The organism is Streptomyces sp. NPDC006610 (genome assembly GCF_040611575.1).
Classification (GTDB): Bacteria; Actinomycetota; Actinomycetes; order Streptomycetales; family Streptomycetaceae; genus Streptomyces.
Map to the genome: position 1 here is coordinate 17,365 of NZ_JBEXOP010000031.1, position 24,743 is coordinate 42,107.

The 24,743-nt window shown below is 74.6% G+C and carries 22 protein-coding genes and 1 pseudogene; 13 read left to right on the forward strand and 10 right to left on the reverse strand.

Annotation, left to right across the window (positions count from 1 at the left end):
* Nucleotides 1-204 precede the first annotated feature (204 nt).
* The 5 genes and pseudogenes from ABZY13_RS23590 to ABZY13_RS23610 all read left to right on the forward strand — a co-directional run bounded on the left by ABZY13_RS23590 (nt 205) and on the right by ABZY13_RS23610 (nt 6,152).
* Nucleotides 205-912, forward strand: coding sequence for a DUF4328 domain-containing protein (locus tag ABZY13_RS23590; RefSeq protein WP_356633864.1), 708 nt, complete (start codon nt 205-207; stop codon nt 910-912).
* 120 nt (nt 913-1,032) lie between these two features.
* Complete coding sequence (locus tag ABZY13_RS23595; RefSeq protein ID WP_356633866.1) at nt 1,033-1,587, forward strand: 2Fe-2S iron-sulfur cluster-binding protein; 555 nt, start codon at nt 1,033-1,035, stop codon at nt 1,585-1,587.
* Nucleotides 1,584-2,582, forward strand: a complete 999-nt coding sequence (locus ABZY13_RS23600) for a xanthine dehydrogenase family protein subunit M (protein ID WP_356633868.1) — start codon at nt 1,584-1,586, stop codon at nt 2,580-2,582. Before ABZY13_RS23595 ends, ABZY13_RS23600 begins: the two co-directional genes overlap by 4 nt.
* Nucleotides 2,583-2,598: 16 nt before the next feature.
* A pseudogene (locus tag ABZY13_RS23605) lies at nt 2,599-4,736 on the forward strand (xanthine dehydrogenase family protein molybdopterin-binding subunit).
* Between the two features lie 249 nt (nt 4,737-4,985).
* A complete protein-coding gene (locus ABZY13_RS23610) occupies nt 4,986-6,152 on the forward strand; it encodes a S1 family peptidase (RefSeq protein WP_356633870.1) in 1,167 nt (388 codons plus the stop codon).
* A 161-nt stretch (nt 6,153-6,313) separates the two neighbouring features.
* Here the strand turns inward: ABZY13_RS23610 and ABZY13_RS23615 are convergent, their stop codons facing one another.
* A complete protein-coding gene (locus ABZY13_RS23615; protein WP_356633872.1) occupies nt 6,314-6,946 on the reverse strand; it encodes a GNAT family N-acetyltransferase in 633 nt (210 codons plus the stop codon).
* Nucleotides 6,947-7,045: 99 nt separating this feature from the next.
* Between ABZY13_RS23615 and ABZY13_RS23620 the strand changes: the two genes are divergently transcribed.
* Complete coding sequence (locus ABZY13_RS23620; protein WP_356633874.1) at nt 7,046-8,248, forward strand: cysteine desulfurase-like protein; 1,203 nt, start codon at nt 7,046-7,048, stop codon at nt 8,246-8,248.
* A gap of 84 nt (nt 8,249-8,332) precedes the next feature.
* Here the strand turns inward: ABZY13_RS23620 and ABZY13_RS23625 are convergent, their stop codons facing one another.
* The 5 genes from ABZY13_RS23625 to ABZY13_RS23645 all read right to left on the reverse strand — a co-directional run bounded on the left by ABZY13_RS23625 (nt 8,333) and on the right by ABZY13_RS23645 (nt 12,320).
* Nucleotides 8,333-8,644, reverse strand: a complete 312-nt coding sequence (locus tag ABZY13_RS23625) for an alpha-amylase (protein WP_356633876.1) — start codon at nt 8,642-8,644, stop codon at nt 8,333-8,335.
* A gap of 161 nt (nt 8,645-8,805) precedes the next feature.
* On the reverse strand, nt 8,806-9,327 hold the full coding sequence (locus ABZY13_RS23630; protein WP_356633878.1) for an NlpC/P60 family protein: 522 nt from the start codon (nt 9,325-9,327) through the stop codon (nt 8,806-8,808).
* Between the two features lie 73 nt (nt 9,328-9,400).
* Nucleotides 9,401-10,165, reverse strand: coding sequence for a glucose 1-dehydrogenase (locus ABZY13_RS23635; protein ID WP_356633880.1), 765 nt, complete (start codon nt 10,163-10,165; stop codon nt 9,401-9,403).
* A gap of 102 nt (nt 10,166-10,267) precedes the next feature.
* The gene (locus tag ABZY13_RS23640) at nt 10,268-11,638 is read right to left on the reverse strand and encodes an MFS transporter (RefSeq protein ID WP_356633882.1); all 1,371 of its coding nucleotides are present in this window, start codon (nt 11,636-11,638) and stop codon (nt 10,268-10,270) included.
* 97 nt (nt 11,639-11,735) lie between these two features.
* Nucleotides 11,736-12,320: a helix-turn-helix domain-containing protein gene (locus ABZY13_RS23645; protein ID WP_356633884.1), complete on the reverse strand. Its 585-nt coding sequence runs from the start codon at nt 12,318-12,320 to the stop codon at nt 11,736-11,738.
* Nucleotides 12,321-12,581: 261 nt separating this feature from the next.
* On the opposite strand from ABZY13_RS23645, the gene ABZY13_RS23650 reads away from it, so the two are divergent.
* A complete protein-coding gene (locus ABZY13_RS23650) occupies nt 12,582-13,655 on the forward strand; it encodes an acyltransferase family protein (RefSeq protein WP_356633998.1) in 1,074 nt (357 codons plus the stop codon).
* Nucleotides 13,656-13,723: 68 nt separating this feature from the next.
* Entirely contained in the window at nt 13,724-14,011 is a 288-nt protein-coding gene (locus ABZY13_RS23655) for a zinc-ribbon domain-containing protein (RefSeq protein ID WP_356633886.1), read from the forward strand.
* Between the two features lie 21 nt (nt 14,012-14,032).
* Here the strand turns inward: ABZY13_RS23655 and ABZY13_RS23660 are convergent, their stop codons facing one another.
* Nucleotides 14,033-14,383 carry a hypothetical protein gene (locus tag ABZY13_RS23660; protein WP_356633888.1) on the reverse strand — a complete coding sequence of 117 codons (351 nt, stop codon included), beginning with the start codon at nt 14,381-14,383 and terminating at the stop codon, nt 14,033-14,035.
* A gap of 399 nt (nt 14,384-14,782) precedes the next feature.
* On the opposite strand from ABZY13_RS23660, the gene ABZY13_RS23665 reads away from it, so the two are divergent.
* Nucleotides 14,783-15,277: a lamin tail domain-containing protein gene (locus tag ABZY13_RS23665; RefSeq protein WP_356633890.1), complete on the forward strand. Its 495-nt coding sequence runs from the start codon at nt 14,783-14,785 to the stop codon at nt 15,275-15,277.
* Between the two features lie 43 nt (nt 15,278-15,320).
* Here ABZY13_RS23665 and ABZY13_RS23670 read toward each other — a convergent pair whose 3' ends face one another.
* The 3 genes from ABZY13_RS23670 to ABZY13_RS23680 all read right to left on the reverse strand — a co-directional run bounded on the left by ABZY13_RS23670 (nt 15,321) and on the right by ABZY13_RS23680 (nt 20,655).
* A complete protein-coding gene (locus ABZY13_RS23670; RefSeq protein WP_356633892.1) occupies nt 15,321-18,788 on the reverse strand; it encodes a substrate-binding domain-containing protein in 3,468 nt (1,155 codons plus the stop codon).
* A 149-nt stretch (nt 18,789-18,937) separates the two neighbouring features.
* Nucleotides 18,938-19,903, reverse strand: a complete 966-nt coding sequence (locus tag ABZY13_RS23675; RefSeq protein ID WP_356633894.1) for a right-handed parallel beta-helix repeat-containing protein — start codon at nt 19,901-19,903, stop codon at nt 18,938-18,940.
* Nucleotides 19,904-20,286: 383 nt separating this feature from the next.
* Entirely contained in the window at nt 20,287-20,655 is a 369-nt protein-coding gene (locus tag ABZY13_RS23680; RefSeq protein ID WP_356633896.1) for a transglycosylase family protein, read from the reverse strand.
* 102 nt (nt 20,656-20,757) lie between these two features.
* Between ABZY13_RS23680 and ABZY13_RS23685 the strand changes: the two genes are divergently transcribed.
* The 4 genes from ABZY13_RS23685 to ABZY13_RS23700 all read left to right on the forward strand — a co-directional run bounded on the left by ABZY13_RS23685 (nt 20,758) and on the right by ABZY13_RS23700 (nt 24,699).
* The gene (locus tag ABZY13_RS23685) at nt 20,758-21,657 is read left to right on the forward strand and encodes an SDR family oxidoreductase (protein WP_356633898.1); all 900 of its coding nucleotides are present in this window, start codon (nt 20,758-20,760) and stop codon (nt 21,655-21,657) included.
* A gap of 10 nt (nt 21,658-21,667) precedes the next feature.
* Nucleotides 21,668-22,513 (forward strand): class I SAM-dependent methyltransferase, encoded by an 846-nt coding sequence (locus tag ABZY13_RS23690; protein ID WP_356633900.1) that lies wholly within the window; start codon nt 21,668-21,670, stop codon nt 22,511-22,513.
* A gap of 91 nt (nt 22,514-22,604) precedes the next feature.
* Nucleotides 22,605-23,087, forward strand: coding sequence for an SRPBCC family protein (locus tag ABZY13_RS23695; RefSeq protein ID WP_356633902.1), 483 nt, complete (start codon nt 22,605-22,607; stop codon nt 23,085-23,087).
* Nucleotides 23,080-24,699, forward strand: a complete 1,620-nt coding sequence (locus ABZY13_RS23700) for an NAD(P)/FAD-dependent oxidoreductase (protein ID WP_356633904.1) — start codon at nt 23,080-23,082, stop codon at nt 24,697-24,699. The genes ABZY13_RS23695 and ABZY13_RS23700 overlap by 8 nt, the downstream gene beginning before the upstream one ends.
* Nucleotides 24,700-24,743 lie beyond the last annotated feature (44 nt).

A 24,743-nucleotide genomic window follows, 5' to 3' on the forward strand; every position in this document is an offset into this window, starting at 1 on the left:
GCCGGGGCGGCTGCCGCCGCTCGCGCTGCGGCCCGCCCGATCAGGAACCGCACGCGCGCGGATCCGGACGCGGCTCGGCCGGGCCCGTCCCGCCTCGGCCGGAACGCCGTGGACGCGGCGCGGACGCACCGCCTATCGTGCGGGAGCCGCGATCTTGACACTTCGCGGGGCCGTTTCCTTTTCCTCGCCCGTGGGGGGTCGTCCATGTCCGCATCCAGTGAGCTGCGTCCGCGTCCGCCGTTGCCCGGCACGGTCCCCCTGGCGTCGCGGGCGCTGCTCGCCGCCGTGCTGGCCCTGCTCGTCGTGAGCGCCGCCACGGACCTGTTCGCCGTGTTCGCCGGGAGCCGCGTCTACGCGCTCGTCGACGGGGACGCCGGCTTCGCCTTCGCCTCCGAGCGGGAGTTCCACGACGCGTACGCGCTGTACGAGAACGCCGGGCGGCTGCAGGTCATGGCGGTGCTGCCGTGCGCGATCGTCTTCGTGGTCTGGTTCTTCCTGATGCGCCGCAGCACCGGACTGCTGGCGCCGGACGCGTTCCGAAGGGGGCCCGGCTGGGCCATATGGGGCTGGCTCATCCCGGTGGCCAACCTCTGGATCCCGTACCGCGTCGCCGTCGGCATGTGGGGAGCCTGCGCCCCGCTGCCCGACGGGGACGACCGGCGCCGTACGCCGATGTGGCCGGTGAACCTGTGGTGGGCGCTGTTCGTCGCGACGACGCTCCTCGGACGGGTCACCGCGGCACGGCTCGACGCGGCGGAGGGTCCCGGGCAGATCCGCGACGCCGTGCTGCAGTACGCGGCGCTCGACCTGCTGTACGTGGCCGCGGCGGGCGCCGCCGCGTTCTTCGCGATCCGGCTGACGGCCATGCAGCGGCGGAAGGTGACCGAGGGTCCGTACTGGAGCGGGGCGTAGGAACACCCGGGCGGCCCGCTTCGGCGTGCCGGAGGGTGTGGGACGGCGCAGCCTGGGGACGCGACTTCCGGCGGGCGCGGCGCCCGCCCCGCCCGTTCGCGCACGAAAGGCCAGGACGCCATGGACGGCCCGCACCACGACGCAGACCACCGCGACGACGTCCACCGGTCCGTCACGACCCTCGAGGTCAACGGCGCCCCGCACACCCTCACGGTCGACAACCGCCGCGTCCTGCTGGACCTGCTGCGCGAGGACCTCGGCCTGACCGGCTCGAAGAAGGGCTGCGACCAGGGGCAGTGCGGCGCCTGCACGGTGCTCGTCGACGGGCGGCGGGTCAACAGCTGTCTGCTGCCCGCGGTCGCCCTGGACGGCTGCTCGGTCACCACCGTCGAGGGGCTCGCCGACGGCGACCGCCTCCATCCGCTCCAGCGGGCCTTCCTCGACCGGGACGCCTTCCAGTGCGGGTACTGCACTCCGGGCCAGCTGTGCTCCGCCGTCGGCGCGATCGCCGAGGCCGCCGCGGGCCACCCCTCGCACGTCACCGGCCCCGGCGCACCGCCGGGGCGGCCGGTGCCGCTGACGCGGGAGGAGATCCGGGAACGGCTCAGTGGCAACCTGTGCCGGTGCGGCGCCTACCCGCACATCGTCGAGGCCGTGGAGGACGTCGCGTCGTGAAGCCCTTCGTCTACGTCCGCGCCGCCGGCGTCGAGGAGGCGGCGCGGGCCTGCGCCGCCCGGCCCGGCGCCCGCTACCTCGCCGGCGGCACCAATCTGGTCGACCTGATGAAGCTCGGCGTGGAGCGGCCCGACGCCCTGGTGGACGTCCGGCGGCTGCCGCTGGACGCCGTGGAGGAACTCCCCGACGGTTCGCTGCGGATCGGCGCCACCGTCCGCAACAGCGACCTCGCGGCGCATCCCGTCGTCCGCGACCGATTCCCGGCGCTGTCGCAGGCGCTGCTGTCGGGGGCGTCCGGTCAGCTGCGCAACGCCGCCACGACCGGTGGCAACCTGCTGCAGCGCACCCGCTGCTCCTACTTCCAGGACGTCTCCAAGCCGTGCAACAAGCGGGCGCCGGGCAGCGGGTGCGGCGCCCGCGACGGCGTCCACCGCGACCACGCCGTCCTCGGCCACTCCACGCACTGCATCGCCACGCATCCCTCGGACATGGCGGTCGCCCTCGCCGCGCTGGACGCCCGGGTCGAGCTGTACGGACCGGACGGCCCCCGGAGCCTGCCCGTGGCCGGATTCCACCGCCTGCCCGGCGACCGTCCGGAGCGGGACACCGAGATCCTGCCCGGCGAACTGGTCACCGCCGTGGTCCTGCCGGCGGCCACGGGCGGGCTGCCCTCGGCCTACCGCAAGGTCCGCGACCGGGCGTCGTACGCCTTCGCACTCGCCTCGGTGGCGGCCGTGCTGGACGTGTCGCACGGCGTGGTTCGCCATGCGGGGATCGCGTTCGGCGGGGTGGCGCACCGGCCGTGGCGGGCGCTGCGGGCCGAGGAGGCCCTGCTGGGGGCCGCGCCGACCCGCGCCGCCTTCGAGCACGCCGTCGGACTGGAACTGGACGCCGCCGAACCGCTGCGCGACAACGCCTACAAGATCTCCCTCACCCGCGACATCGCGGTGGACGTCCTGACCCGTCTGGCGCCGCGCACCCCGGCCCGGGTCTGACGCAGGAGGCTCCCGCATGGCATCCACGCCCACCGCCACCGTCACCGCGCCCCCCGGAGCGGCCGTGGGCGCTCCCGCGGAGCGCCGGGACGGCCCGGCGAAGGTCACCGGCCGGGCCCGTTACGCCGCCGAGCACGCCTTCCCGGACCGCGCCCACGCCTGGCCCGTGACCGCGTCCGTCGCCCGTGGCCGAATCCGTGCCCTCGACGCCTCCGCGGCGCTCGCCCTGCCCGGGGTGATCGCCGTCCTCACCCATGAGAACGCGCCCCGGCTGGACGAGTCCGGCGATCCCGTCCTGCGCGTGCTCCAGGACGACCGCGTGCCGCACCACGGCTGGTTCGTCGCCCTCGTCGTCGGCGACACCCCGGAGGCGGCCCGGGCCGGCGCCGCCGCGGTCCGGGTGACGTACGCGGCCGAGGAGCACGACGTCACGCTCACCGCCGGGCACCCCGGCGGCTACGAGCCCGAGGAGGCCAACGGCGGCCACCCCGCCCGCCGCGAACGGGGCGACGCGGAAGGGGCGTTCACCGCGTCCCCCGTCCGCGTCGACTGCGCCTACCGGGTGCCGCCGCTGCACAACCACCCGATGGAGCCGCACGCCTCCACGGCACGCTGGGACGGCGACCGGCTGCTGGCGCACACTTCCAGCCAGGGCACCGGCGCCGTACGGGCCACGCTCGCCGCGCTGTTCGGGCTGCCCGAGGACCATGTCACCGTCACCGCCGAGCACGTGGGCGGCGGCTTCGGCTCCAAGGGCACGCCCCGCCCCGACGTCGTCCTCGCGGCGATGGCCGCCCGCCGCACCGGACGCGCCGTCACCCTCGCCCTGCACCGCCGGACGCTGCCGTCGGCGGTCGGCCACCGGGCGCCCACGCTGCACCGCGTCCGCCTCGGAGCCGACGCCGGCGGCCGGCTGACCGCAGTCCTGCACGAGGCGACCACGCACTCGTCGCGGATCAAGGAGTTCGTGGAGCAGGCCGCCGTGCCCGCCCGCGTGATGTACGCCGCGCCGAACAGCCTCACCGCGCACCGGGTGGTACGGCTGGACGTGCCCACCCCGTCGTGGATGCGAGCCCCCGGCGAGGCGCCCGGCATGTACGCGCTGGAGTCCGCCATGGACGAACTGGCGTGCGCCCTGGGCATGGACCCGGTCGAGCTGCGGATCCTCAACGAGCCGGACGCCGAGCCCGACAGCGGCAAGCCCTTCAGCAGCCGGCACCTGGTGGAGTGCCTGCGCGAGGGCGCCCGCCGCTTCGGCTGGTCCGGGCGCGACCCGCGCGCCCGCTCCCGCGCCGAGGGGCCGTTGCTGGTCGGCACGGGGGTGGCCGCCGCCACTTATCCCGTCCTGCTCGTGCCGTCCACGGCGAGCGCGCACGCCCTGCCCGGCGGCGGTTTCGTCGTGCGGATCAACGCGACGGACATCGGCACGGGCGCCCGCACCGTCCTCGCCCAGATCGCCGCCGACGCCCTCGGCGTGCCGCTGGACCGGGTGCGGACCGAGGTCGGCAGCACCGAACTGCCCGCCGCGCCGCTGGCCGGCGGCTCGTCGGGCAGTTCCTCCTGGGGGTGGGCGGTGCACGAGGCGTGCACGCGGCTGGCCGAGCGGCTGGCCGGGCACGCGGGGCCGCTGCCCGTCGAGGGCCTGAGCGAGCGCGCCGACACCGCCGGCCGGGCCGACGCCGAAAGCCCTTACGCGCGGCACGCGTTCGGGGCGCACTTCGCCGAGGTCGCCGTGGACGCCGTGAGCGGGGAGACGCGGCTGCGCAGGATGCTGGGCGTGTACGCCGCCGGGCGGATCCTCAACTCCCGCACGGCACGGTCGCAGTTCATCGGCGGCATGACGATGGGGCTGGGCATGGCGCTGACCGAGGGCAGCACGGTGGACCCGGCGTTCGGTGACTTCGCGGAGTGCGACCTGGCCGCCTACCACGTGCCCGCCCACGCCGACGTGCCGGCGATCGAGGCGCACTGGATCGACGAGGACGATCCGCACGTCAATCCGATGGGCAGCAAGGGCATCGGCGAGATCGGCATCGTGGGCTCGGCGCGGCCGTGGCCAACGCGGTCCACCACGCCACGGGTGTCCGCTTCCGGGAGCTGCCGTTGACGCCGGACCGCGTGCGGGCCGGGCTGCGCGGGGCCGCGCGGGCCTGACGCGGGGCGGGCGCCCGCCGTCCCCCTGTCGCTTCCGGGCCGCTCTCTCCCCGGTCGCACCACCGCCGGCGGCATCCCCGCGTGCTTCCCTCCGATCGCCTCCGCCCTTCCGTGCATCCCCCGCATTCCCGCATTGGCATAGACCTGACAGATACAGGCCGCTATGCTCTGCTCCACTCCGTTGAGAGCGCTCTCAGACACGGTTGTTCCTCCCCCACCTTTGCCGGAACGACGAAGGGCAACTCCCCCATGAGACGCACCAGAGTCACGCAGGCCTGCCTCGCCGCCCTCCTCATGGTCGGCGGCTGGGCCGCCGCGGGCACTCTTCCCGCCTCGGCCGACGACTCCCCCGCCGCGGCGGAGACCGCCTCGGCGCCGGCCTCGGCCGGGCTGCTGACGGCCATGCAGCGGGATCTCGGCCTGTCGCGTGCCGAGGCCGAGGACCGGCTCGCCGCCGAGCGCGCCGCCACCGGCCTCGTCCCCAAGGCCCGCAAGGCCGCCGGGGCCGCCTACGGCGGCGCGTGGTTCGACGCAGGCAGCGGCAGGCTCACCGTCGCCGTCACGGCGGACGCCGGCGCGTCGGCAGTGCGGGCCGTCCGCTCGACCGGCGCCACCGTGCGCACCGTCGAGCACAGCGAACGCCGGCTGGATGCGGCGAAGTCCCGCATCGACCGCCTGTCCGCGCCCGAGGGCGTCAGCAGCTGGCACGTCGACCCGGCCGCCAACTCGGTCGTGGTGAACGTGGTCGAGGGCGAGCGCACCGCCGACGACGTCGAGCGCTTCGTCGCCCGCGCCCGCGAGGCCGGACCCGTCACCGTGCGGACGGTTCCGGCGGCCCCGCGGACCTTCGCGGCCGGAACGGTCGGCGGCGACCCGTACTACACCGGCAACGCCCGCTGCTCGATCGGCTTCTCGGTGCACGGCGGCTTCGTCACCGCCGGGCACTGCGGCGGGGTCGGCGCCGGGGTGAGCGGCTGGGACCGCTCGTACATCGGCACCTTCCAGGGCTCTTCGTTCCCCGACAACGACTACGCGTGGGTCAGCGTGGGCAGCGGCTGGTGGACGGTGCCGGTGGTGCTCGGCTGGGGCACGGTCCCCGACCAACTCGTGCGCGGCTCGGCCGAGGCCCCGATCGGCGCCTCGATCTGCCGCTCCGGCTCCACGACGCGCTGGCACTGCGGCAGGGTGCTGGCCAAGAACGAGACGGTCAACTACAGCCAGGGCGCGGTGCACCAGATGACCAAGACCAGCGTCTGCGCCGAACCCGGCGACTCGGGCGGCTCGTTCATCAGCGGCGACCAGGCTCAGGGCGTCACCTCCGGTGGCTGGGGCAACTGCTCCGGCGGCGGTGAGACCTGGTTCCAGCCGGTCAACGAGATCCTCAACCGGTACGGGCTGAGGCTGCACACCGCCTGACCGGGCTGCCGGGCCGGGAGGGTTCCGCCGTGGACACGGGGAACCCTCCTCCGGCGCGTCCAGGCCGGTCACAAGGGCACGGCGGCGTCCGGCGCAGGGGACCCCGCGCAGGGGGACCCCGCGCCGGGTTCACCCCGGTCGCAGCCGGTCGAAGCCGCTCGTCACAGCCGGTCGAAGCCGCTCGTCGGGCGACCGAGGTACGTGACGTCCACGGCGTCCGCGACGGCTATCTCCTCGAAGCCGAGCCGGTCGTAGAAGGCACGGGCGCCGGTGTTGGCCGGCGACATGCCCAGGTGCACGGCCGGTACGTCCCGGTCGTGCAGGGCCTTCAGCAACGTCCGCATCAGCTTCCGGCCCAGGCCGCGGCCCTGCCAGTCGGGCAGCAGGTCGATGTGCAAGTGGGCGGGATGACGGGCGAGTTCGGGCACGATCATCCGCTCGGGGTGATGCAGGAGGACGACGATCCGCTCGTCGGGCGTCGCGGGCGGGCCGCTGGGTTCCGGATAGCGGTCCGCCACCAGGGGCAGCCACCGGTCGCGGAATGCCTCGACGAAGCGGGCGGTGTCCGCGGTGCCGACGATGTAGCCGACCGCCTGCCCCCGCCCGTCGTCCACCACGAACGTCAGTTCGGGCTCCAACTCGGCGTAGGGCAGGGCGAAAGTGGCGGAGAAGACGCTCGGGTCCGTGTAGAAGGGCCGGCTGTCCTGGCCGTTGTGGGCGGTGCGCACGCAGATGTCGTCGAGGGCCGGCCGGTCCCCGGGCGCATACGGGCGGATGAAGGCAGAGGAGGTCACGCCAGCATCGTGCAGAGTTGGAATCGTTCCCACAACCCCCTTTCCGCCTCCGCCTGCGATCATGGGCGGGCAGCGCGTTCCTCCGGCACTGGAGTTCCCATGGTCCTCGACGTCGACGCGATCCGTGCGCGGATCCCCGCCCTGAAGTCCGGCACGGCCCGGTTCGACGGACCGGGCGGGACACAGACCCCGCAGCCGGTGGTCGACGCCATCACGGAGGCGCTGACCCGCCCGCTGGCCAACCGCGGGCAGGGCACCGACGGCGAGCGCAACGCGGAGGCCATCGTCCAGGAGGCCCGCGGCGCCCTGGCCGATCTGCTGGGCGCGCAGGTTCGGGGCATCGTCTTCGGGCGCAGCGCCACCCAGCTCGGGTACGACCTGGCGCGCACGCTCGCCAAGGAGTGGGGGCCCGGGGACGAGGTGGTCGTGTCGCGGCTCGACCACGACGCGAACATCCGGCCCTGGGTCCAGGCGGCGGAGGCGGTCGGCGCCTCCGTCCGCCGGGCGGACTTCGACCCGTCGACGGGCGAGCTGCGTCCCCACCACGTGGAGGACGCCCTGTCGTCGCGGACCCGGCTGGTCGCGGTCACCGCGGCGTCCAACCTGACCGGCACATGCCCGGACGTGCGCGCCGTCGCGGACGTGGCGCACCGGGCCGGGGCCCTGTTCCACGTCGACGCCGTCCACTTCGCCGCGCACCTGCCCGTCGACCTGGCCGCGCTGGGCGCGGACACGCTGGTCTGCTCGCCGTACAAGTTCCTCGGCCCGCATCTGGGCGTGCTGGCGGCCCGCCCCGAGTTCCTGGAGACGCTGCGGCCGGACAAGCTGCTGCCGTCCACGGACGCGGTCCCCGAGCGGTTCGAGCTGGGCACGCTGCCGTACGAACTGCTGGCCGGGGCTCGGGCGGCGGTCGACTTCCTCGCCGGCCTGGCGCCGGGCGCGGACGGGGACCGCCGTTCCCGTCTGCTGTCGTCGTTCGAGGCGCTGGAGGCGCACGAGGTACGGCTGCGCGAGCGGGTCGAGCAGGGGCTGCGGGAACTGGACGGCGTCACGGTGTACTCGCGGGCGGCGCGCCGCACCCCGACCCTGCTGTTCACCGTGGCGGGCCTGGCGCCGGCGGAGGTCTCCCGGCATCTCGCGGAGCACGGCGTCGCCGCCCCGGCGGGCCACTTCTACGCCCTGGAGGCCTCACGCCACCTGGGGCTCGGGGACGCGGGCGGCGTACGGGTGGGGATGGCGCCGTACACCTCGGACGAGGACGTGGACCGGCTCCTGGCCGCCCTGCGCCGGCTGCCGCGCTGAACGGGCCGGCGGGACAGGGCGACAACGGGCGAACCGGCCCCCGCAGCGTGCGGGGGCCGGTTCGCCGATGACGAGTACGGCCGTTCAGGAGGCCGGGGTGCAGGCGCGCAACCCGGTGACGTAGTTGGACGTGGTGCCGTAGCCGGGGAAGGTCGCCCAGGCGCCGGGGGCGACGGTGCGGCAGGGCACCGTCTGGCCGTCGGTGTACTCGACCGTGACGTCGACGGTGACGGCGCAGTCGTTGACGACGGAGGTGTAGCGCCAGTCGCTGTGGTGGTGGACGCACTCCGGGACCGTGGAGTCGCCGTCGGCCATGGCGTGGCCGGCGGACAGGGCGGTCAGGAGGCCGGCCACGGCGGTGGTGGCGAGTACGGCGCGGAGCTGAAGGCTGGGCATGGCGGTTCTCCGAAGTCGGACGGAAGTGTCGGCTGTCGCCGGGTCCGCTCCGTTGCGGCGCGACGTGTTGTGGCGGCGTCATCCTGCGCCGGTGACGACTCTTGCGCAAACCGATGAAGGTATTTTCAGACATCGTTTGCCCGTCAACGAAAAACTGCAGTTCACGCGCCTGATGGCGGCTTGCAAGACCATCGGGCGGCCATCATGCGCCGTGCGGCCTCGGCCGGCTCGCCCTCCGCCGTCCAGTCCTTGGCCCGAGCCCCCTGGAAGACCCGCTCGACCGGGGCCCATCCGGCGCGGGCCGGGGCGTCCCACCCCGGAGGCGACGACAGTCCGGGGATCTCCAGGTGGTGGTCGATCCTGACCCGGTCCCAGGCGTGGACGACCCGGCCGTCGCCGACGCACAGCCCCACATGGCCCCAGTTCTGCCGGATGCCCGCCAGTTCGCCGGTCGTGTCGTAGAAGACGAACGCGCCGGCCGGCGGCGTGCCGGTGCGGTGCCGGGCCCCGTACAGCTCGGCGGACTCGTGCGCGAAGTCGCCGCCGAAGACCTCGACGTCGCCCGAGCGTTCGTAGGCGTCCTCCACGAAGGCCAGGCAGCGCGTGGTGTATTCGGTCGAGCCGAGCCACCCCCGCGCCCAGTCGATGGCTCGGTCGACACGGAGCTGCCAGTCGTGTTCCACGGTCCCCCACTTGATCGGTCGGCGGCTCGGATCGTAGTGCGCCGACCGCACGCGGCCATACCGTTTTACGGGGTCACAGCCCGGCGCCCCCGTCGATCACCAGGTCGGCGCCCACCACCGAGGCCGCCGCGTCCGAGGCCAGGTAGAGCACGGCCGCGGCCACCTCGTCGGTGGTGGAGAGCCGGCCCAGCGGTGACTGGGCCTTCATGCGGACGGCGCGCTCGGCCTCGGTCTCGCCGGGGTGCAGCGACATGGCGGTGTCGGTGGCGCCGGGGCTGACGGCGTTGATCCGCACCCCGTCGCCGACGCACTCCAGGGCCGCCCCGCGCGCCAGCGCGGCGACGGCCGCCTTGGACGCGGCGTAGGCGGTGGTGCCGGGCACCAGCTTGTGCGCCCCCAGGTTGGAGGCGACGTTGACGATCGCTCCGCCGCGGGGCTGGGTGCGCATCTGCCGGATCTCGGCGCGCATCGCGTGGAAGACGCCGGTGACGTTGGTGTCGAGCAGGGCCTGCCAGTCGTCCTCGCCGAGGTCCGCGAGCGGCCCGCCGCGGAAGACGCCCGCGTTGTTCACGGCGACGTCCAGCGAACCGAAGCGTTCGGCGGTCTCGCGCACCAGCGCCTCCAGGTCTGCGGCGCGCGTCACGTCGGCCCGGCGGGCGAGCGCGGTGCCGCCGGCCCGCTGCGCCAGGGAGACGGTCTCGTCGAGCGCGGCCCCGGTCCGTCCGGCCGCCACGACGCGGGCTCCCTCGGCCGCGAAGGCGAGGGCGACGGCCCGGCCGATGCCGGATCCGGCGCCGGTGACGAGGACGGTGCGGTCGGTGAAGCGGTTGTGGGACATGGGGCTCCTCATGGTGTGGGCGGGTTGGTGTGGGCGGTCCGGTTCCGGAGTGTGCGAGCGAGCGGATCGGGGTCCGGCGCGCGGTACGCCGGTGGGGTCGGGTCAGCGGCCGGCGCGGCGCACCGCCGGGGCCGTCGCCGCGAACAGCAGGGCCGCCGCGGCGAGGCTCGCCGCGTCCGAGCCCACGGCGAGCAGTACGGCGAAGCCGACGGTGGGTCCGGCCTCCATCGCGGTGTTGTGCAGTCCCCCGGCGAGCCCCGTGCGTGCGGCGGGCACGCGGTCGGTGGCGAGGACCGCGGCTCCCGCGAAGGAGGCGGCGGCCCCGGCGGGCAGCAGGAGGAAGCCGGGCAGGATGCCGTGGGCGTAGGGGACGTCCGGATCGAGGCCCCGGCTTGCGAGCAGCGCGAGCCCCGCGGCGCCGGCGGCCAGTCCGGCGGCGGTGACGGCCGCCGGGCCGTGGCGTGCGACGAGCCGCCCGGCGCCGCTCGCGCCGACGAGCAGCACGGCGGCGAACGGCAGGAAGGCCGCCGAGGTCTCCAGTGCCGACCAGCCGCGCCCGTTCTGCAGGTGCAGTGAGAACAGCACGAACACGGTGCTGGTCCCGGCCGCGGTCAGCCCGGTGGCGGTCAGCCCGAACGCCCGCCGTCCGTCACGCAGGAACCCGGGCGGCAGCAGAGGGTCGCGCGCCCGGCGTTCGGCCCGGACGAAGAGGACGAGCAGTACGGCGCCGGCGGCCGTCGGGACGAGGACCGGGGCCGAGGCCCATGGCCGGGCGTCGGTCATGACCAGGCCGTAGCTGGTGGCCGCGATGCCCGCGGTGGCGAGCACGGCGCCCGGCACGTCCAGACCGGCGGGCCGGCCGGTCCCGGCGGGCGCGGGCGGCAGGACGCGGGGCGCGAGGGCGAGGGCGGCGGCGGTCACGGGCAGCGGTGCGGCGAGCGCCCAGCGCCAGGACAGCAGCGCCGAGACGATCCCCGCCAGCAGGTTGCCCGCCGTGGCGCCGAGCATCGACAGGCCGCCCCAGGTGGCCGTCGCACGCCGGTACGCGGACCGCTCGGCGAAGAGGACCCGGAGCACCGCCATCGCGGCGGGCGCCACGACGGCCGCACCCGCGCCCTGGGCGAACCGGGCCGCGAGCAGCGGGCCGTGCCCCGGGGCGAACGGCGCCAGGGCGGAGGCGGCGCCGAAGAGGGCGAGCCCGGCGATCAGCGCGCGCCGGCCGCCGTAGCGGTCGGCGAGGCGTCCCCCGAGCAGCAGCAGTCCGGCGAAGGCGAGCCCGTAGGCGGCGCTGAGCAGTACCAGTTCCTCGCGGTCGAGCCCGAACCGGCAGCCGATCGCGGGCAGCGGCACGGCGATCGAGGCGAGCGTGAACACGAGCGTGACCTGGATCGCGCCCAGGAGGGCGAACGGCAGGTGCGTCGCCCGCCCGGGACGGGCGAGCGGCGGTTCCTCGGCCGGACGGGTCGCGGTCACATCTCCCCCAATTTTTGACCGTTCGGTTCAGAATAAGGACATGGGTGAAAAGCGGAGGCCCTGTGGAGCGTTCCGGAGGCCGGCCGGGCGGCCGGGCTCAGTCCAGCAGCACGAGCGCCTGCTCGGCGGCGTCGCGGACGCGGGCGGGGTCGTCGGAGGCCTTGCCGACCACGCGCAGTCCCTGCATGAGGACCAGCAGCATGCGGGCCAGCGCCCGGGGATCGCGGTCGCCGGGGAGTTCGCCCCGGGCCCGGGCGCGCACGAGGGCCGAGTGCAGCAGGGTTTCGAGGTGCTCCCAGCTCAGCGCCACCCGGCGGGCCGCCGCCGGGTCGTGCGGGGCGAGTTCGGCGGCCGTGTTGGTGACGAAGCAGCCCGCGCGGCGCCGGGCGTCGTCGGCGGCCTCGGCGGCGAACCGCCGCACCACCGCGCGCACGGCGGGCAGCGCCGGCCCCGGCTGGGACAACAGGTCCAGCAGGTCGGGGTCGCGCGACTCGGCGTACCGGTCGAGCGCCTTGAGATACAGCTCCCGCTTGTTGCCGTAGGTCGCGTAGATGCTGGCGCGGCCGATGCCGAGGTGCTCGACGAGGTCCGCCATGGACGTCGCCTCGTAGCCGCGCCGCCAGAACAGCTCCAAAGCGGACTGCAGCACGGCGTCGGGGTCGAACTCCTTGGTCCTTGCCATGCCGTGACCCTAGGGCGATCTGGAACGATCGGTCAAGTACGACTCGGTGAATACCTGGTTTGAGCCGACGCGAAGTGGTCAGGAGCCTGGGATGCCTCACTTCCACGCCTCGTTTTGGACCCCTGCGAGACGCGTATTGTTCTGCGCGAGTTCCACCGGTGTTGGGCAGGGGAAGTGATGAGCGACACAACGAAGGCCGCGAACGACGAACTCGCGGCGGTACCGACGCCCCGCGGCGCCACGCCCGAGGGCGACAGGACCATGGCCAGCACGGCCGACGGCACGACCGGGGACAAGGCCGCGCCCGCGCGGGGCGACCGGCCCGGGCGGCAGCGCGACGCGTTCTTCGACAACGCGAAGTACCTGGCGATCGTGCTGGTGGCGATGGGGCACGCCTGGGAGCCGCTGCGGTCCGAGAGCCGTACCGTCACCGCCGTCTACATGTTCGTGTACGCCTTCCACATGCCGGCGTTCATCGTCATATCCGGCTACTTCTCGCGCGGCTTCGACGCGAGCCCGGGCAGGATCAAGCGCCTGGTCACCGGGCTCGTCGTGCCCTACGTCGTCTTCGAGACGGCGTACACCCTGTTCACCAGGTGGGCCGACGGCGAGCCGGACCGCTCCGTCACGCTGCTGGACCCGCTGTATCTGACGTGGTTCCTGGCGGCGCTGTTCATCTGGCGGCTGACCACCCCCGTGTGGAAGGCGATCCGGTATCCGCTGCCGGTCGCGCTGGCCGTCGCGGCGCTGGCGACGCTGTCGCCGTCCATCGGCAAGGACCTCGATCTGCAGCGCGCCCTGCAGTTCCTGCCCTACTTCGTACTGGGCCTGTGCCTGAAGCCCGAGCACTTCCGGCTGCTGCGCCGCCGCGAAGTGCGGCTGGCCGCCGCGCCGGTCCTGCTGTGCGGGCTCGTCGTGGCCTACTGGGCGGTCCCGCGCATGGACTACGCCTGGTTCTTCCACCGCTCCAGCGCCGAGGCCTTCGGCGTGCCGTCCTGGTACGGGCCGCTGATGACCCTGGCCCTCTTCGCCTGCTCGGCGGTCCTGGCCGCCTGCTTCCTCGCCCTGGTCCCCGGCCGGCACACCTGGTTCACCGCGCTGGGCGCGGGCACCCTGTACGGCTATCTGCTGCACGGCTTCTTCCTCCAGGCCGCCAACCACTGGCACTGGTCCGACCATGCCTGGCCGCACAGCCCGCTCGGTTCGATCGCCGTCAGCGTCGTGGCCGCCGTGCTCGTGACCGCCCTGTGCACCGCGCCGGTCCGCCGGGTCTTCCGTTTCGCGATGGAACCGCGGATGGACTGGGCGTTCCGCCGCGTCCCGGAGCGCGGGTGACGCGACGCCCCGGAGGGCAGGCGTGAGACTGTTGCCATGAGCCCGCTCGCCCTGAAAGGACCGACAGCATGATCATATTTGGCACCAAGGGGTACCTCTACCAGCTCGCCATGGTGACCCTGGTCTGCGGGCGGTGCGGCAATCCCTCCGCCCACGCGCTCAGGAAGCACGTCTCGAAGTTCACCCTGTTCTTCGTGCCGCTGTTCCCGTTCTCCACGAAGTACGCGACGCAGTGCACGTTCTGCGGCGCGGAGCAGCGGATCACCCAGGAGCAGGCGGAGCAGCTCCAGACACAGGCCGCGGGCGGCCCCGGCCAGTCCTACGGGCAGCCGCAGCAGCAGCCCTACCAGAACTGACGCCGCGGGGCCGGCCCCCGGTCAGGCCGCGCGGCGCCGCGGCGGCGCCACGGCGCGCACGGACGGCGCGGCCGGGACCCGCACGGCGCGGACCCGGTAGACGGTCCTGGTCGGATCGACGACGGGCTCCCCGAGCGTGATCCGGCCGGCGGCGTGCAGCTCGTCGCAGACGGCGGTGGGCAGCGCCACGTAGCAGCTCCCCCGCCCCGTGGCGGGGTCGAGCGGCTGCCAGTAGCTGTATCTGCGGCGTCCGCCGACGTGCACGGTGACGAACACGGGGGTGGCCGGGTCGGAGACGATGCGCAGGACGTCGGCGCCGGCCCGGCTCACCGGTGCCTGGGAACCGGTCCTGGACAGTGCGGTGGGCGGCATCAGCGGTGGCCTTTCCGAGAAGCGGGTGAGAGACCGCCTACCCGGTCCCAGCCGATGTTGATCTGACTATCGGTCATTCTTCCCCACGGCACTGACAATGCGGGCATGTTTACGGGCCGGCGGCGTGTACCGCCGGCCCGCGTCCCGCCCCCGGGTTACTTCCGGTACGGTCCGGCGCATCCGATCCTTCCCAGGACGGTCGCGCCGCTCTCCACCGCCGCGACCGGGGCGGCGGCCGGCCGGGCGGGTCGGCAGAGGTCGGACAGCAGACAGGGGCACGAGTCCGGCCAAACCTCCGGAACATGATCTTCACGATTTTCACACCACACCGTCATCGGCCGATCACATTTTCGGTATGCTCCAGGCGCTTCATCCGCACCACTGAGGGGGGATTTCCTCATGCGCATACGTCATGCCCTGGCCGTCGCCGCCGCGGCCTGCGCCGTCGCGGGCGTCACCGCCGCCCCGGCGCAGGCCGCCGAGTACTCGTCGTCCCTGAAGATCAAGGGCATCCAGTACGACGCCCCGGGCTCGGACTCCAACAGCTGCACCACCGGCAACACCAGGGCCGAGTACCTGACGATCAAGAACTACTCGTCGAGGACGACCGTCGACCTCAAGGGCTACGTCGTCAAGGACGCCGCAGGCAACCGGTACACGTTCTCCTCGAGCCACAAGCTCCAGCCCGGCGACTACGTCAAGCTGCGCGGCGGACGCGGCACCAACTCCGACGCGGACAACGTCGTCTACCGCCAGAACTGCAACTTCATGTGGAACAACGACAAGGACACCATCTACTTTTACAAGCCGTCCGGGGCACGCGCCGACGTGCACTCCTACACCCGGACCGCCGACGACCCGGACCGCAACGGGTACATCAACTACCACGGCTGAGATCCGCCGGTCCGCGCGGGCCGCTGAGCCGGGACGTCCCGGTTCAGCGGCCCGCCGCCGTCGGCCCCGAGGCGCGGTCCTCGCGGTAGAAGTGCGGGGCGACCCCGGTTATCCGGCGGAACACCCGGCTGAAATAGGCGCGGTCGCCGAAGCCCACCGAGCGGGCCACGCTCTGCACGCTGTCCTCGCTGGAGCGCAGCCGCTCCGCCGCGCGGCGGACCCGCAGCCGGGTGAGGTACTCCCACACCGTCAGGCCGTAGCGCTGGTGGAACAGCCGGCCCAGATGATCGGGGCTGACACCGGCGGCCTGGGCCACCTGCCAGCGGGAGATCCGCCGGCGGTAGTGCTCGTACAGATACACCAGGGCGTCGTCCACGACCGCCCGCACCCGCGCCGGCCGGCTGCCGTCCCGGCCCGCCAGATTCCGTACCAGGGCCGCCGCCTCGTGCGGCGCGAACACGTCCAGGTCCAGCAGGAGCAGCGCCGGATGGGGCCGGGCCCGTCGCGCGTCGGCGGCCGTGATCCCCTCGTGGCCGGCGACGACCGCGGGACACAGCGCCCGCCCCGCGCCGTCGTGCAGCCGGTCCACCACGTCCAGCGCGTGCATGTCGGGCAGCGAGGGCTCCAGCAGCACCAGTCGGGGCGTTTCCTCGGCGACCAGCGCCAGCACGGTCGCCGCGTCGGCCACCACGCGGGCCGGGTGACCGGGCAGCGCGGCCTCGGCGAGCCGGCGCAGCGCCTCCCGGGACTCCCGCGACCGGCCGGCGACCACGACCGGCTCGGCCAGACCGTCGGGCCGCAGCGCCCGCAGGGCGTCCCGCAGATCCGCGCCGGCCGCGCCGAACAGCGCGAACGGCGTGTGCCGCAGCGCCGGATGGTCGTGCAGGCGCTGCACGGTGCGCCACTCCCGCGGCCGGCCGGGCCGCGCCTGCCACACGACGGCGGCGGGCGGCCGGTGCTCCACCAGGGACACGGGATCGCGGGCGTCCTCCAGCCGCTCCGCCGCGGCCCGCTCGCCGTCGCCGGGGGCGGGTTCGTCCGGGGATACGACCAGCAGGGGCCCGTCCCCCGTGGCGGACGGGTGGGCGTGCCCGTCCGGCGAGGGCAGGGGCAGTTCCAGCACGTACTCGGCGCGGTCCGGCGAGCCGGCGCCGGTCAGGGAGCCGCCGTGCAGCATCGCCAGCCGTCGGGCGGCGCCCAGGCCGACGTCGAACCGGTGTCCGGCGCCCGGCGCGGCCCCCGCGCCCGGTACGGCGACCGTGACCCGTACGCCGGACGGCGACCAGTCGGCCGACACCTCCACGCCCGCCGGGGACGCGCGGTCCGCCGCGGCCGTCAGCATGTTCACGAGGATCTGCCGCAGCCGCACCGGGTCGGCCGGGACCGACGGCAGCCGGGCGGGCAAAGCGGCCGACCACGCGGCGGACGGCGGCAGGGAGCCGGCCGCCTCGGCGCAGGCCCGCTCCAGCACCGGCAGCGGGTCCAGGAGCCGGCGGGCCAGCACGAGGTCGCCGGCCTCCGAGCGGGCGAGGTCGAGAAGGTTGTCGGTGAGGTGCAGCAGCCGGGCGGCGTCCCGGCGTACGGCCGCGAGGACGGTCCGCGGGTCGTCGCCGTCGCGCGCGAGCATGGCCTCCACCGGCTCCCGCAGTTCCCCGGTGACATGGGCGAGGAGCCGGGTCTGGAACCGGCTGGCCTGCTCGGCCGCGTCACGGGCCCGGCGCACCTCGTCGAACAGGCCGATGCCCTTGAGCGCCGCGCTGATCTGGTCGCCCAGCTCCCGGTACAGGGCGCCGTCGTGGTCGGCGGCCTCGCTGGAGGTGGCGTCGAAGACGGCGAGGCCGAGCTGTTCCTCGCCGATGTGGAGGGGTTCGAGGACCAGCCGGAACCGCCGGCCAGTCGGCAGCAAATCGTCGGGCAGGAGCAGGGCGGCGGAGAAGGGCGGGCTGTCGAGCACCCCGGAGTGTCCGAGCACCTGCCCTTCGGCGCGGGTCAGCAGGGGCCGGGCCATGCCGCGCACCGGCGGCGCCGAGCCGGGCGCGGCCTGCTCGTGCAGGACGATCCGGCAGTGCGGGACGCCCGGCTGGGCGAGGTGCCGCTCCAGGACGCCGGAGAGCTGGTCGAGGTCCACCACCGTCGTCAGGGCCGTGCCGAACTCCCTTAATCGGCGGGCGCGCTGGGCCTGTGTCCAGCGCTCGTACTCGAGCAGGGCGCGCGAGCGCTCGGCGGCGATGAGCCGCGCTCGCCCGAACAGGGCCTCTGCGTCGCGGCGTTGCCCGGTGGGCAGGGCGTCGACGACGCCGAGGCGGGCGCGTTCCAGCGCCTGGTGCCAGCGGTCGACCTCGGCCTGGGTGCGGGCCCGGCCGCGCAGCAACCGTTCGATCAGGGGCAGGAAGTCGCCCGTGGAGTCGTCCGGTTCGGCCGCCGCTCCCCCGCCGGCGCCGGGACCGGGGACCGGTGCGAGGTCGGCGTGGAAGGCCGCGGCGAGCCGGGACCCGGCCGAGGGCAGTACGGCGTCCAGCGCGGCCCAGCCGAGCGCCGGACGGGCGGTCAGGTCGTTGCGGTCGGACCGGTCGAGCGGTGCGGCGACGTGTGGGCCGGGCGGGTAGCGGCAGCCGCAGGACCGGCGCGGCACGAGGGTGGCCGGGATGGTCGTGCGGTCCGGCGGTCGGGTGCCGCGCAGCCGGGCCACCAGGGTGTCGACGGCCAGGGCGCCCAGTTCGGCGAACGGCAGCGCCACCGAGGTGAGCGGAGGGTCGCAGAGCCGGGCCTCGGGCGAGTCGTTGAATCCGACGACCGCCACGTCCTCGGGCACCCGCACCCCGCGTTCGGTCAGCAGGCGCAGCGCGTCGGCGGCGAGGACGTCGCTGCACGCGACCACCGCGTCGAAGTCCACCCCGGGCTTGAGCCCTCGGGCGTCCAGCAGCACCCGCATCGCCGAGGCGCCGCCCGGCGCGGCGAAGTCGACGGCGGCGACGACGTGCGTGGCCTCCCGCTCGATGCCGTGGTGGCGCAGGGCGTCGGCGTAGGCGCGGTAGCGCTCCTCGGAGACCGGGTTGGCGAGCGGGCCGCGGATGCAGGCGGGGCGGCGGCATCCGTGGCGGGCGACGAGATGGCCGACCAGTTTGCGCATCCCGGCGTGCGAGTCGATGGACAGCACGTCCGCCTGTTCGCTCAGCGGCTGGTTGAGGCTGATCACCGGCATGTGCGCGAGCCGCCGCATCAGTGCGCGCGCCCGCGCCCCCGAGGACGGCAGACCGATGGTCGAGCTCCAGCAGACCACGCCGTCGAGACGGGCGGGGCCGACGAGGTCGTACAGGGCGCTGCGCGGCAGGTCGCCCCGGCGCAGGTCGCCGCCGGGGAAGCAGACGAGGTTGACGTCGCCGCGTTCGGCCGCGGCGCGGACGCCGGACCACAAGGTGGCGCCGACGCCGAGGTGGATGTTCGCGGTGAGCAGCCCGATCGTCAGCGACCGCCGTGGTCCGCCGGCCGCCCCGTGCGGTTCGGCAGGCATCGGCGCTCCCTCGGTCGGCCTCGGCCAGGCAGTCGCCGGCGACGGCGCCGGCGGGCCGGGTGGGGAAACCTAGACGAGGCGGTCGGATGCGGCAAGGCATACGGCGGGACCGGCGGCCGTCGCGCCGCCGGTCCCGCCTTTGGAGCGGCTCAGATCTTGCCGGCGCCGGCCCCGGCGGTCACCGTGGCCTTGACGGTGGACGCCGACTGGGCGGTGTAGCTGTACGGGATGGCGGCGACGCTGCCGCCGGCCTGCCCGGACCCGGAGTTGACGAAGTGGTTGTTCCGCGCCACGAGAGAGCCCGGGCCGGAGTCGCCCTCGCCGAGGTGGTACGGGTCGTCGGTGTTCTCGAAGTAGTTGCCCTCCACCAGGACGCCCGCGTTCTCGGTGGACGCCACGCCGTAGTCGCCGATGTCGCTGAAGTAGTTGTTCAGGACGTGCACCGGGTTGCCGAAACGGACGCGCGGGTTGCGCTGGTTGGTGCCGTCGAACCAGTTGTTGACGTAGGTCACCTTCAGCTTGCCGGTGTCCTCGGAGCCGTTGCTGTCGGAGTGGCCGAGCAGCATGTTCTTGTTCTGGTTGTGGGTGCGGTTCCAGGACACGGTGATGTTGTTGGAGGCGCGCTTGATGTCGACGGCCCCGTCGTAGGCGCCCGAGATGGTGTTGTGGTCGATCCAGACGTTGGTCGAGTACTCGACGTTGATGGCGTCGTCGTTGGACCCCGTGAACGTCAGGTTCTGGATGATCACGTTGTTGACCCGGGACAGGTTGAGCCCGCTCCCGGTGATCCGGCCGGCGGTGCCGACGCCGACGATGGTCTTGTTGGAGGCGACCTTCGTCATCGACGACAGCGAGATCGTGCCGTTGACCTGGACGATCTGCTTGGTGCTGCTCTGCACCGCGGCCGTGAAGGCGGAGGCGGTGGAGACGGTGACCGTGCTGCCGCCGGCGCCACCGGTGGTGGCGGCTCCGAAGCCGATGGGACCGGCGGCAGCGGCCGTCACCGGTTCCGCGGGGGTGACACCGGTGGCGGTGCCGGAACCGATGACGCTCATGGCGACGGCGGTCGCCAGGGCGGTTCCGGCCAGGGTGAACCGTGCGCTCGTCCTGCGCATGTGGATCTCCATCCGTGGGGTTTCCGGAGAGGTGACGTGCTGTGGGGGGGTGCACCACCGGGGCCGCGCGGTCGGCTCTTGCTGAGGCTCGCTGTGAGCGTAGGACGCCGGGCGTGGACTATGCCGTGCCGTGTGTGGACTATTGCGTTCCGTTCGACGCCGGGGCGGCATCCGCCCGTTCACCGTCGTTCACGCACGTTCGCCGGCGTTCACCCCGGCTCGCCGGCCCCCGCCCGGCCACGCTTCGCCGACGGCGGCCGCGGCCCGTGCCGCACGGGACGGGACGCACGGCCGCAAGCGCCTCTCGCCACCCCTGGAACGAGCGAGCGGCCGGGACCGCCCCGACCCGGGCCCCCGGCCGCTCGCTCACCCCTGCGACGCGCTCAGGCGCATCCCCAGGCCGACATCCCCTGCATCCTGGCCAGCCGCTCCGCCACGGCGATCTGCTCGGCGCGCGTGGCGAGATCCGCACGGGGCGCGTACCGCAGCCCGCCGGCCGCGATCCAGCTGGACTGCGCGAACTGCAGCCCGCCGTAGTACCCGTTGCCGGTGTTGGCCCGCCAGTTCCCGCTGGACTCGCACCGCGCGATGGCGTCCCAGTCGGCCCCGGCCGGCGCGGCCTGCGCGCTCAGCGGCACGCCGAGCACGGCCGCCGCCGCGAGCGTCACCACCGCGGCGCGCACGGCCTGCTTGTCGCGCACTGTCTGCCTGTCATGTCGCCATGACCGCTTGTCGTTTCGCCATGTGATCATACGCAGACTGTTACACGACGTCACGAACCGTTGCACGTAGTGACGTCGGGGCGTACTCCGGTCGGAGGTACGCACCCGCGCCGCCGTTTGACCTCCCGATCCGTGGCTACCGGGAACTTCGTGGCCAACCAGCCGAACAGTCCCCTGCGGGACCGCACCGTCGTGGTGACGGGGGCGGCCCGGGGAATCGGGGCCGCGCTGGCGCGGGAGGTGGCGGGGCGAGGGGCCCGGGTGGCGTTGCTCGGACCTGAGCGGCGGGGGCTGGAGGCGGTGGCGGCCTCGTTGCCCACGGCCTCGGTGTGCGTGGCCGTCGACGTCACCGACGTGGCAGCCCTGGAGCGGGCGGCGGGCGAGGTGCGGGAGCTGCTGGGGCCGCCGTCGGCCGTCGTGGCCAACGCCGGGATCGCGCAGGGCGGACCGTTCGGGCAGAGCGACCCGGCCGCCTGGCGGCGGGTGATCGACGTGAACCTGACCGGGAGCGCGTTCACCGCCCACGCGTTCCTGCCGGACCTGGTGGCCGGCTCCGGCTACTTCCTCCAGGTCGCGAGCCTCGCGTCGATCGGCGCGGTCCCCATGATGAGTGCGTACTGCGCCTCGAAGGCGGGCGTCGAGGCCTTCGCGCACGCCTTGCGGGCCGAAGTGGCGCACCAAGGGGTGGCCGTCGGGATCGCCTACCTCAACTGGACCGACACCGACATGATCCGCGACGCCGACCGCCGGCCGGTGATGCGGGAGCTGCGGGGCCACATGCCGCCGCCGCTGCGCCGGGTGCTCCCCGTGGAGCCGGTCGCCGCCCGGCTGGCGCGCGCCGTCGAACGCCGCCGTACCGCCGTCTACGTGCCCTCGTGGCTGCGTCTGGCCCAGACGGCTCGGGGCGCGCTGCCGCCGGTGGTGCTGCGGGTCGCGCGCCATGAGCTGCCACGCGTCGAGGAGCGCGGGGCCCTGCGGCCGACGGGGCGGCTCGGCGCCGGAGGGCGGGCGGACGGCGAGGGCCGTCGGTAGGCTCCCCCGTATGGCCGACGGTACCCCCCGCCCGCGACGTGACGACCGGCCCGCCGAGGACCGGCGGGCGCTGCTCGGCCGGACCTTCGACCAGGACGCGGAGCTGTACGACCGGGCGCGGCCCGGGTACCCGCCGCAGCTGTACGACGACCTCGCCGAACTCGCGGGCGTCCGCCCCGGCAGCCGGGTGCTGGAGATCGGGTGCGGGACCGGGCAGGCGACGGTGCCGCTGGCCGAGCGGGGGTACCGGATCACGGCCGTCGAGGCGGGCGCGAACCTCGCCGCGGTCGCCCGGCGCAATCTGGCCGGGGCCGGGGCGGGAGCGGCGGAGGTGGTGACCGCTCGGTTCGAGAGCTGGCCGCTGCCCCGGGAGCCGTTCGACGCGGTCGTCTCGGCGACCGCGTTCCACTGGATCGACCCGGCGGTGCGGGTGGCCAGGGCCGCCGACGCGCTGCGTCCCGGCGGGGCGCTCGCCGTGGTGCGGACCCAGCATGTGCGGGGCGGAACCGAGGCGTTCTTCGTGGAGGTCCAGCGCTGCTACGAGCGCTTCGACCCCGCCACACCGCCCGGGCTCGTGCCGCCGGACGCCGCCGACGTCGACGCCTCGGACCACACGGCGGAGGTGGCCCGCAGCGGCAGGTTCGGGCCGACGGTCCTGCGCCGCTACGAGCAGGACCTCACCTACGGCACCTCCGCCTATCTGGACCTGCTGCGCACCTACTCCGGCCACCGGGCCCTTCCCCACGCCGCCCGCGAAGGGCTGCTCGCCTGTGTCGCGGGCCTGATCGACGGGCGACACGGCGGCCGGGTGACCCGGCGTCACCTGGTCGAACTGGCGGTCTCGCACCGACGGTGACGCCGGCCCGTGCGGCGTGCTCCGGTTGGCATCGCCGTGCGGGGGGCACTCGGCGTGGCACGAGACCTCGGGTGTGCTTCGGGAGGACCGGGTGGCTGTTCGTCATCGACTCATCAAGGCCGACCCGCGGACGGTGTGGAACGTCCTCGCGGACGGCGACCGTTACGCGGAATGGGTGGTCGGCACGTCGGAGACCCGGCCGCGGCGCGGCCGGTGGCCGGAGGTGGACTCCGCCATCGGCTACACGGTGCGGCTCGGTCCCGTCCAGGTCGCCAACGAGACCGTGGTGCGGCACTGCGAGCCCGGGTCCGTGCTGGAGCTGGAGGCACGGGCCGGGATCCTGGGGACCGCGCGGATCGCCATCGAACTGCGGCCCTGGGGCCGGCACTGCCTGGTCGTGGTGGACGAGCATCCCCTCCAGGGAGTGGGCGGCACCCTGCACAACGTGGGAGTCGAGGCGCTGATCCAGCTGCGGCACCGCGCCATGCTCGCCCGGCTCGCCGCCGTGTGCGAGGAGGAGGAACGGGAGGAGGACGCGGCGGTCTCCGGGCAGCCGGGGGGCGCGCATGCCTGACGCCGTCGTCGTCGGCGCCGGGCCCAACGGGCTGGTCGCCGCGAACCTGCTGGTCGACGCCGGCTGGAGCGTGGAGGTCCTGGAGGAACAGCCCGAACCCGGCGGCGCGGTCCGGCACGACCGGGGCGTCGACCCCGCCTTCGTCAGCGACCTGTGCAGCGCCTTCTACCCCCTCGCCGCCGCTTCGCCGGTCGTGGCGGGCCTGCGCCTGGAGGAGCACGGCCTGCGGTGGAGCCACGCCCCGCACGTGCTGGCCCACCCGCTGACCGACGGTAGTTGCGCGGTGCTCGACCGGACGCTGGACGTCACCGCCGCCTCGCTGGACGCCTTCGCGCCCGGCGACGGGGACGCCTGGCGCCGGCTGCACGCGGTGTGGGAACGGCTGCGGCCGGATCTGCTGGAGGCCCTGTTCACCCCGTTCCCGCCGGTCCGCTCGGGGCTCCGGCTGGCGGCCCGGCTGCGCGGCGCGGGCGGGCTGCGGATGGCCCGCACCATGGTGCTGCCGGTGCGCAGGCTCGGGGAGGAGGAGTTCCGGGGCGAGGGCGGAAGGCTCCTGCTCGCGGGAAACGCCCTGCACGCGGATCTCGCCCCGGAGGCCGCGGGCAGCGGCGGCTACGGCTGGCTGATGTCGATGCTGGGACAGACCTACGGCTTCCCCGCCCCGGCCGGGGGCGCCGGTGCGCTCACCGAGGCGCTCGTGCGCCGGCTGCGCTCCCGTGGCGGCTCCCTGCGCTGCGGGGAGCGCGTCGACCGGATCGTCGTGCGCCAGGGCCGGGCGGTGGGTGTGCGCACGGCCGGCGGGGAGACGGTCGCCGCCCGGCGCGCCGTGCTCGCCGACGTGGCGGTGCCCGCACTGTACGGCGAACTCCTCGCGCCGTCGGAACTTCCGCCCCAGTTGCCGGACGACCTGCGGCGCTTCCAGTGGGACTTCGCCACGTTCAAGGTCGACTGGGCGCTGGACGGGCCGGTGCCGTGGCGCGCCGAGCGGGCGGCGGGCGCCGGGACGGTCCATCTCGCGGACGGAGTCGCCGAGTTGACCCGGTTCGCGGCCCAGCTCGCGACGGGTGAGGTGCCCGACCGGCCGTTCGCCCTGTTCGGCCAGATGACGACCGCGGACGCCACCCGTTCACCGCAGGGCACCGAGTCCGCGTGGGCCTACACCCATGTCCCGCACGAGGTCACCGGGGACGCCGGGGAGGAGGGGCTGACCGGGGCGTGGGACGCCGCCGAGCAGGAGCGGATGGCCGACCGCGTGGAGCGCCAGGTCGAGCGCTTCGCCCCCGGCTTCCGTTCCCGCGTCCGGGCCCGCCGCATCCTCGCCCCGCCGGCCCTGGAGGCCCTCGACCGCAACCTCAAGGGCGGCGCGATCAACGGCGGCACCACCGCGATGCACCAGCAGCTGTTCTTCCGCCCGGTCCCCGGCACCGGCCGCCCCGAGACCCCGGTGCGCGGCCTGTTCCTCGCCTCCGCCGGGGCGCATCCGGGCGGCGGCGTGCACGGCGCCCCCGGCGCCAACGCGGCCCGCGCCGCCCTGCGCCGCCATCGGCCGCCCGGCCTGTCGGCGGCACAGCGCCTGCTGTCCCGCCGGGACCGGACGGGAACGCGTGCCTGAGCAGTCCCGTCGGCGCACGCGCCCGTGGACACCGGGGCGGCCGG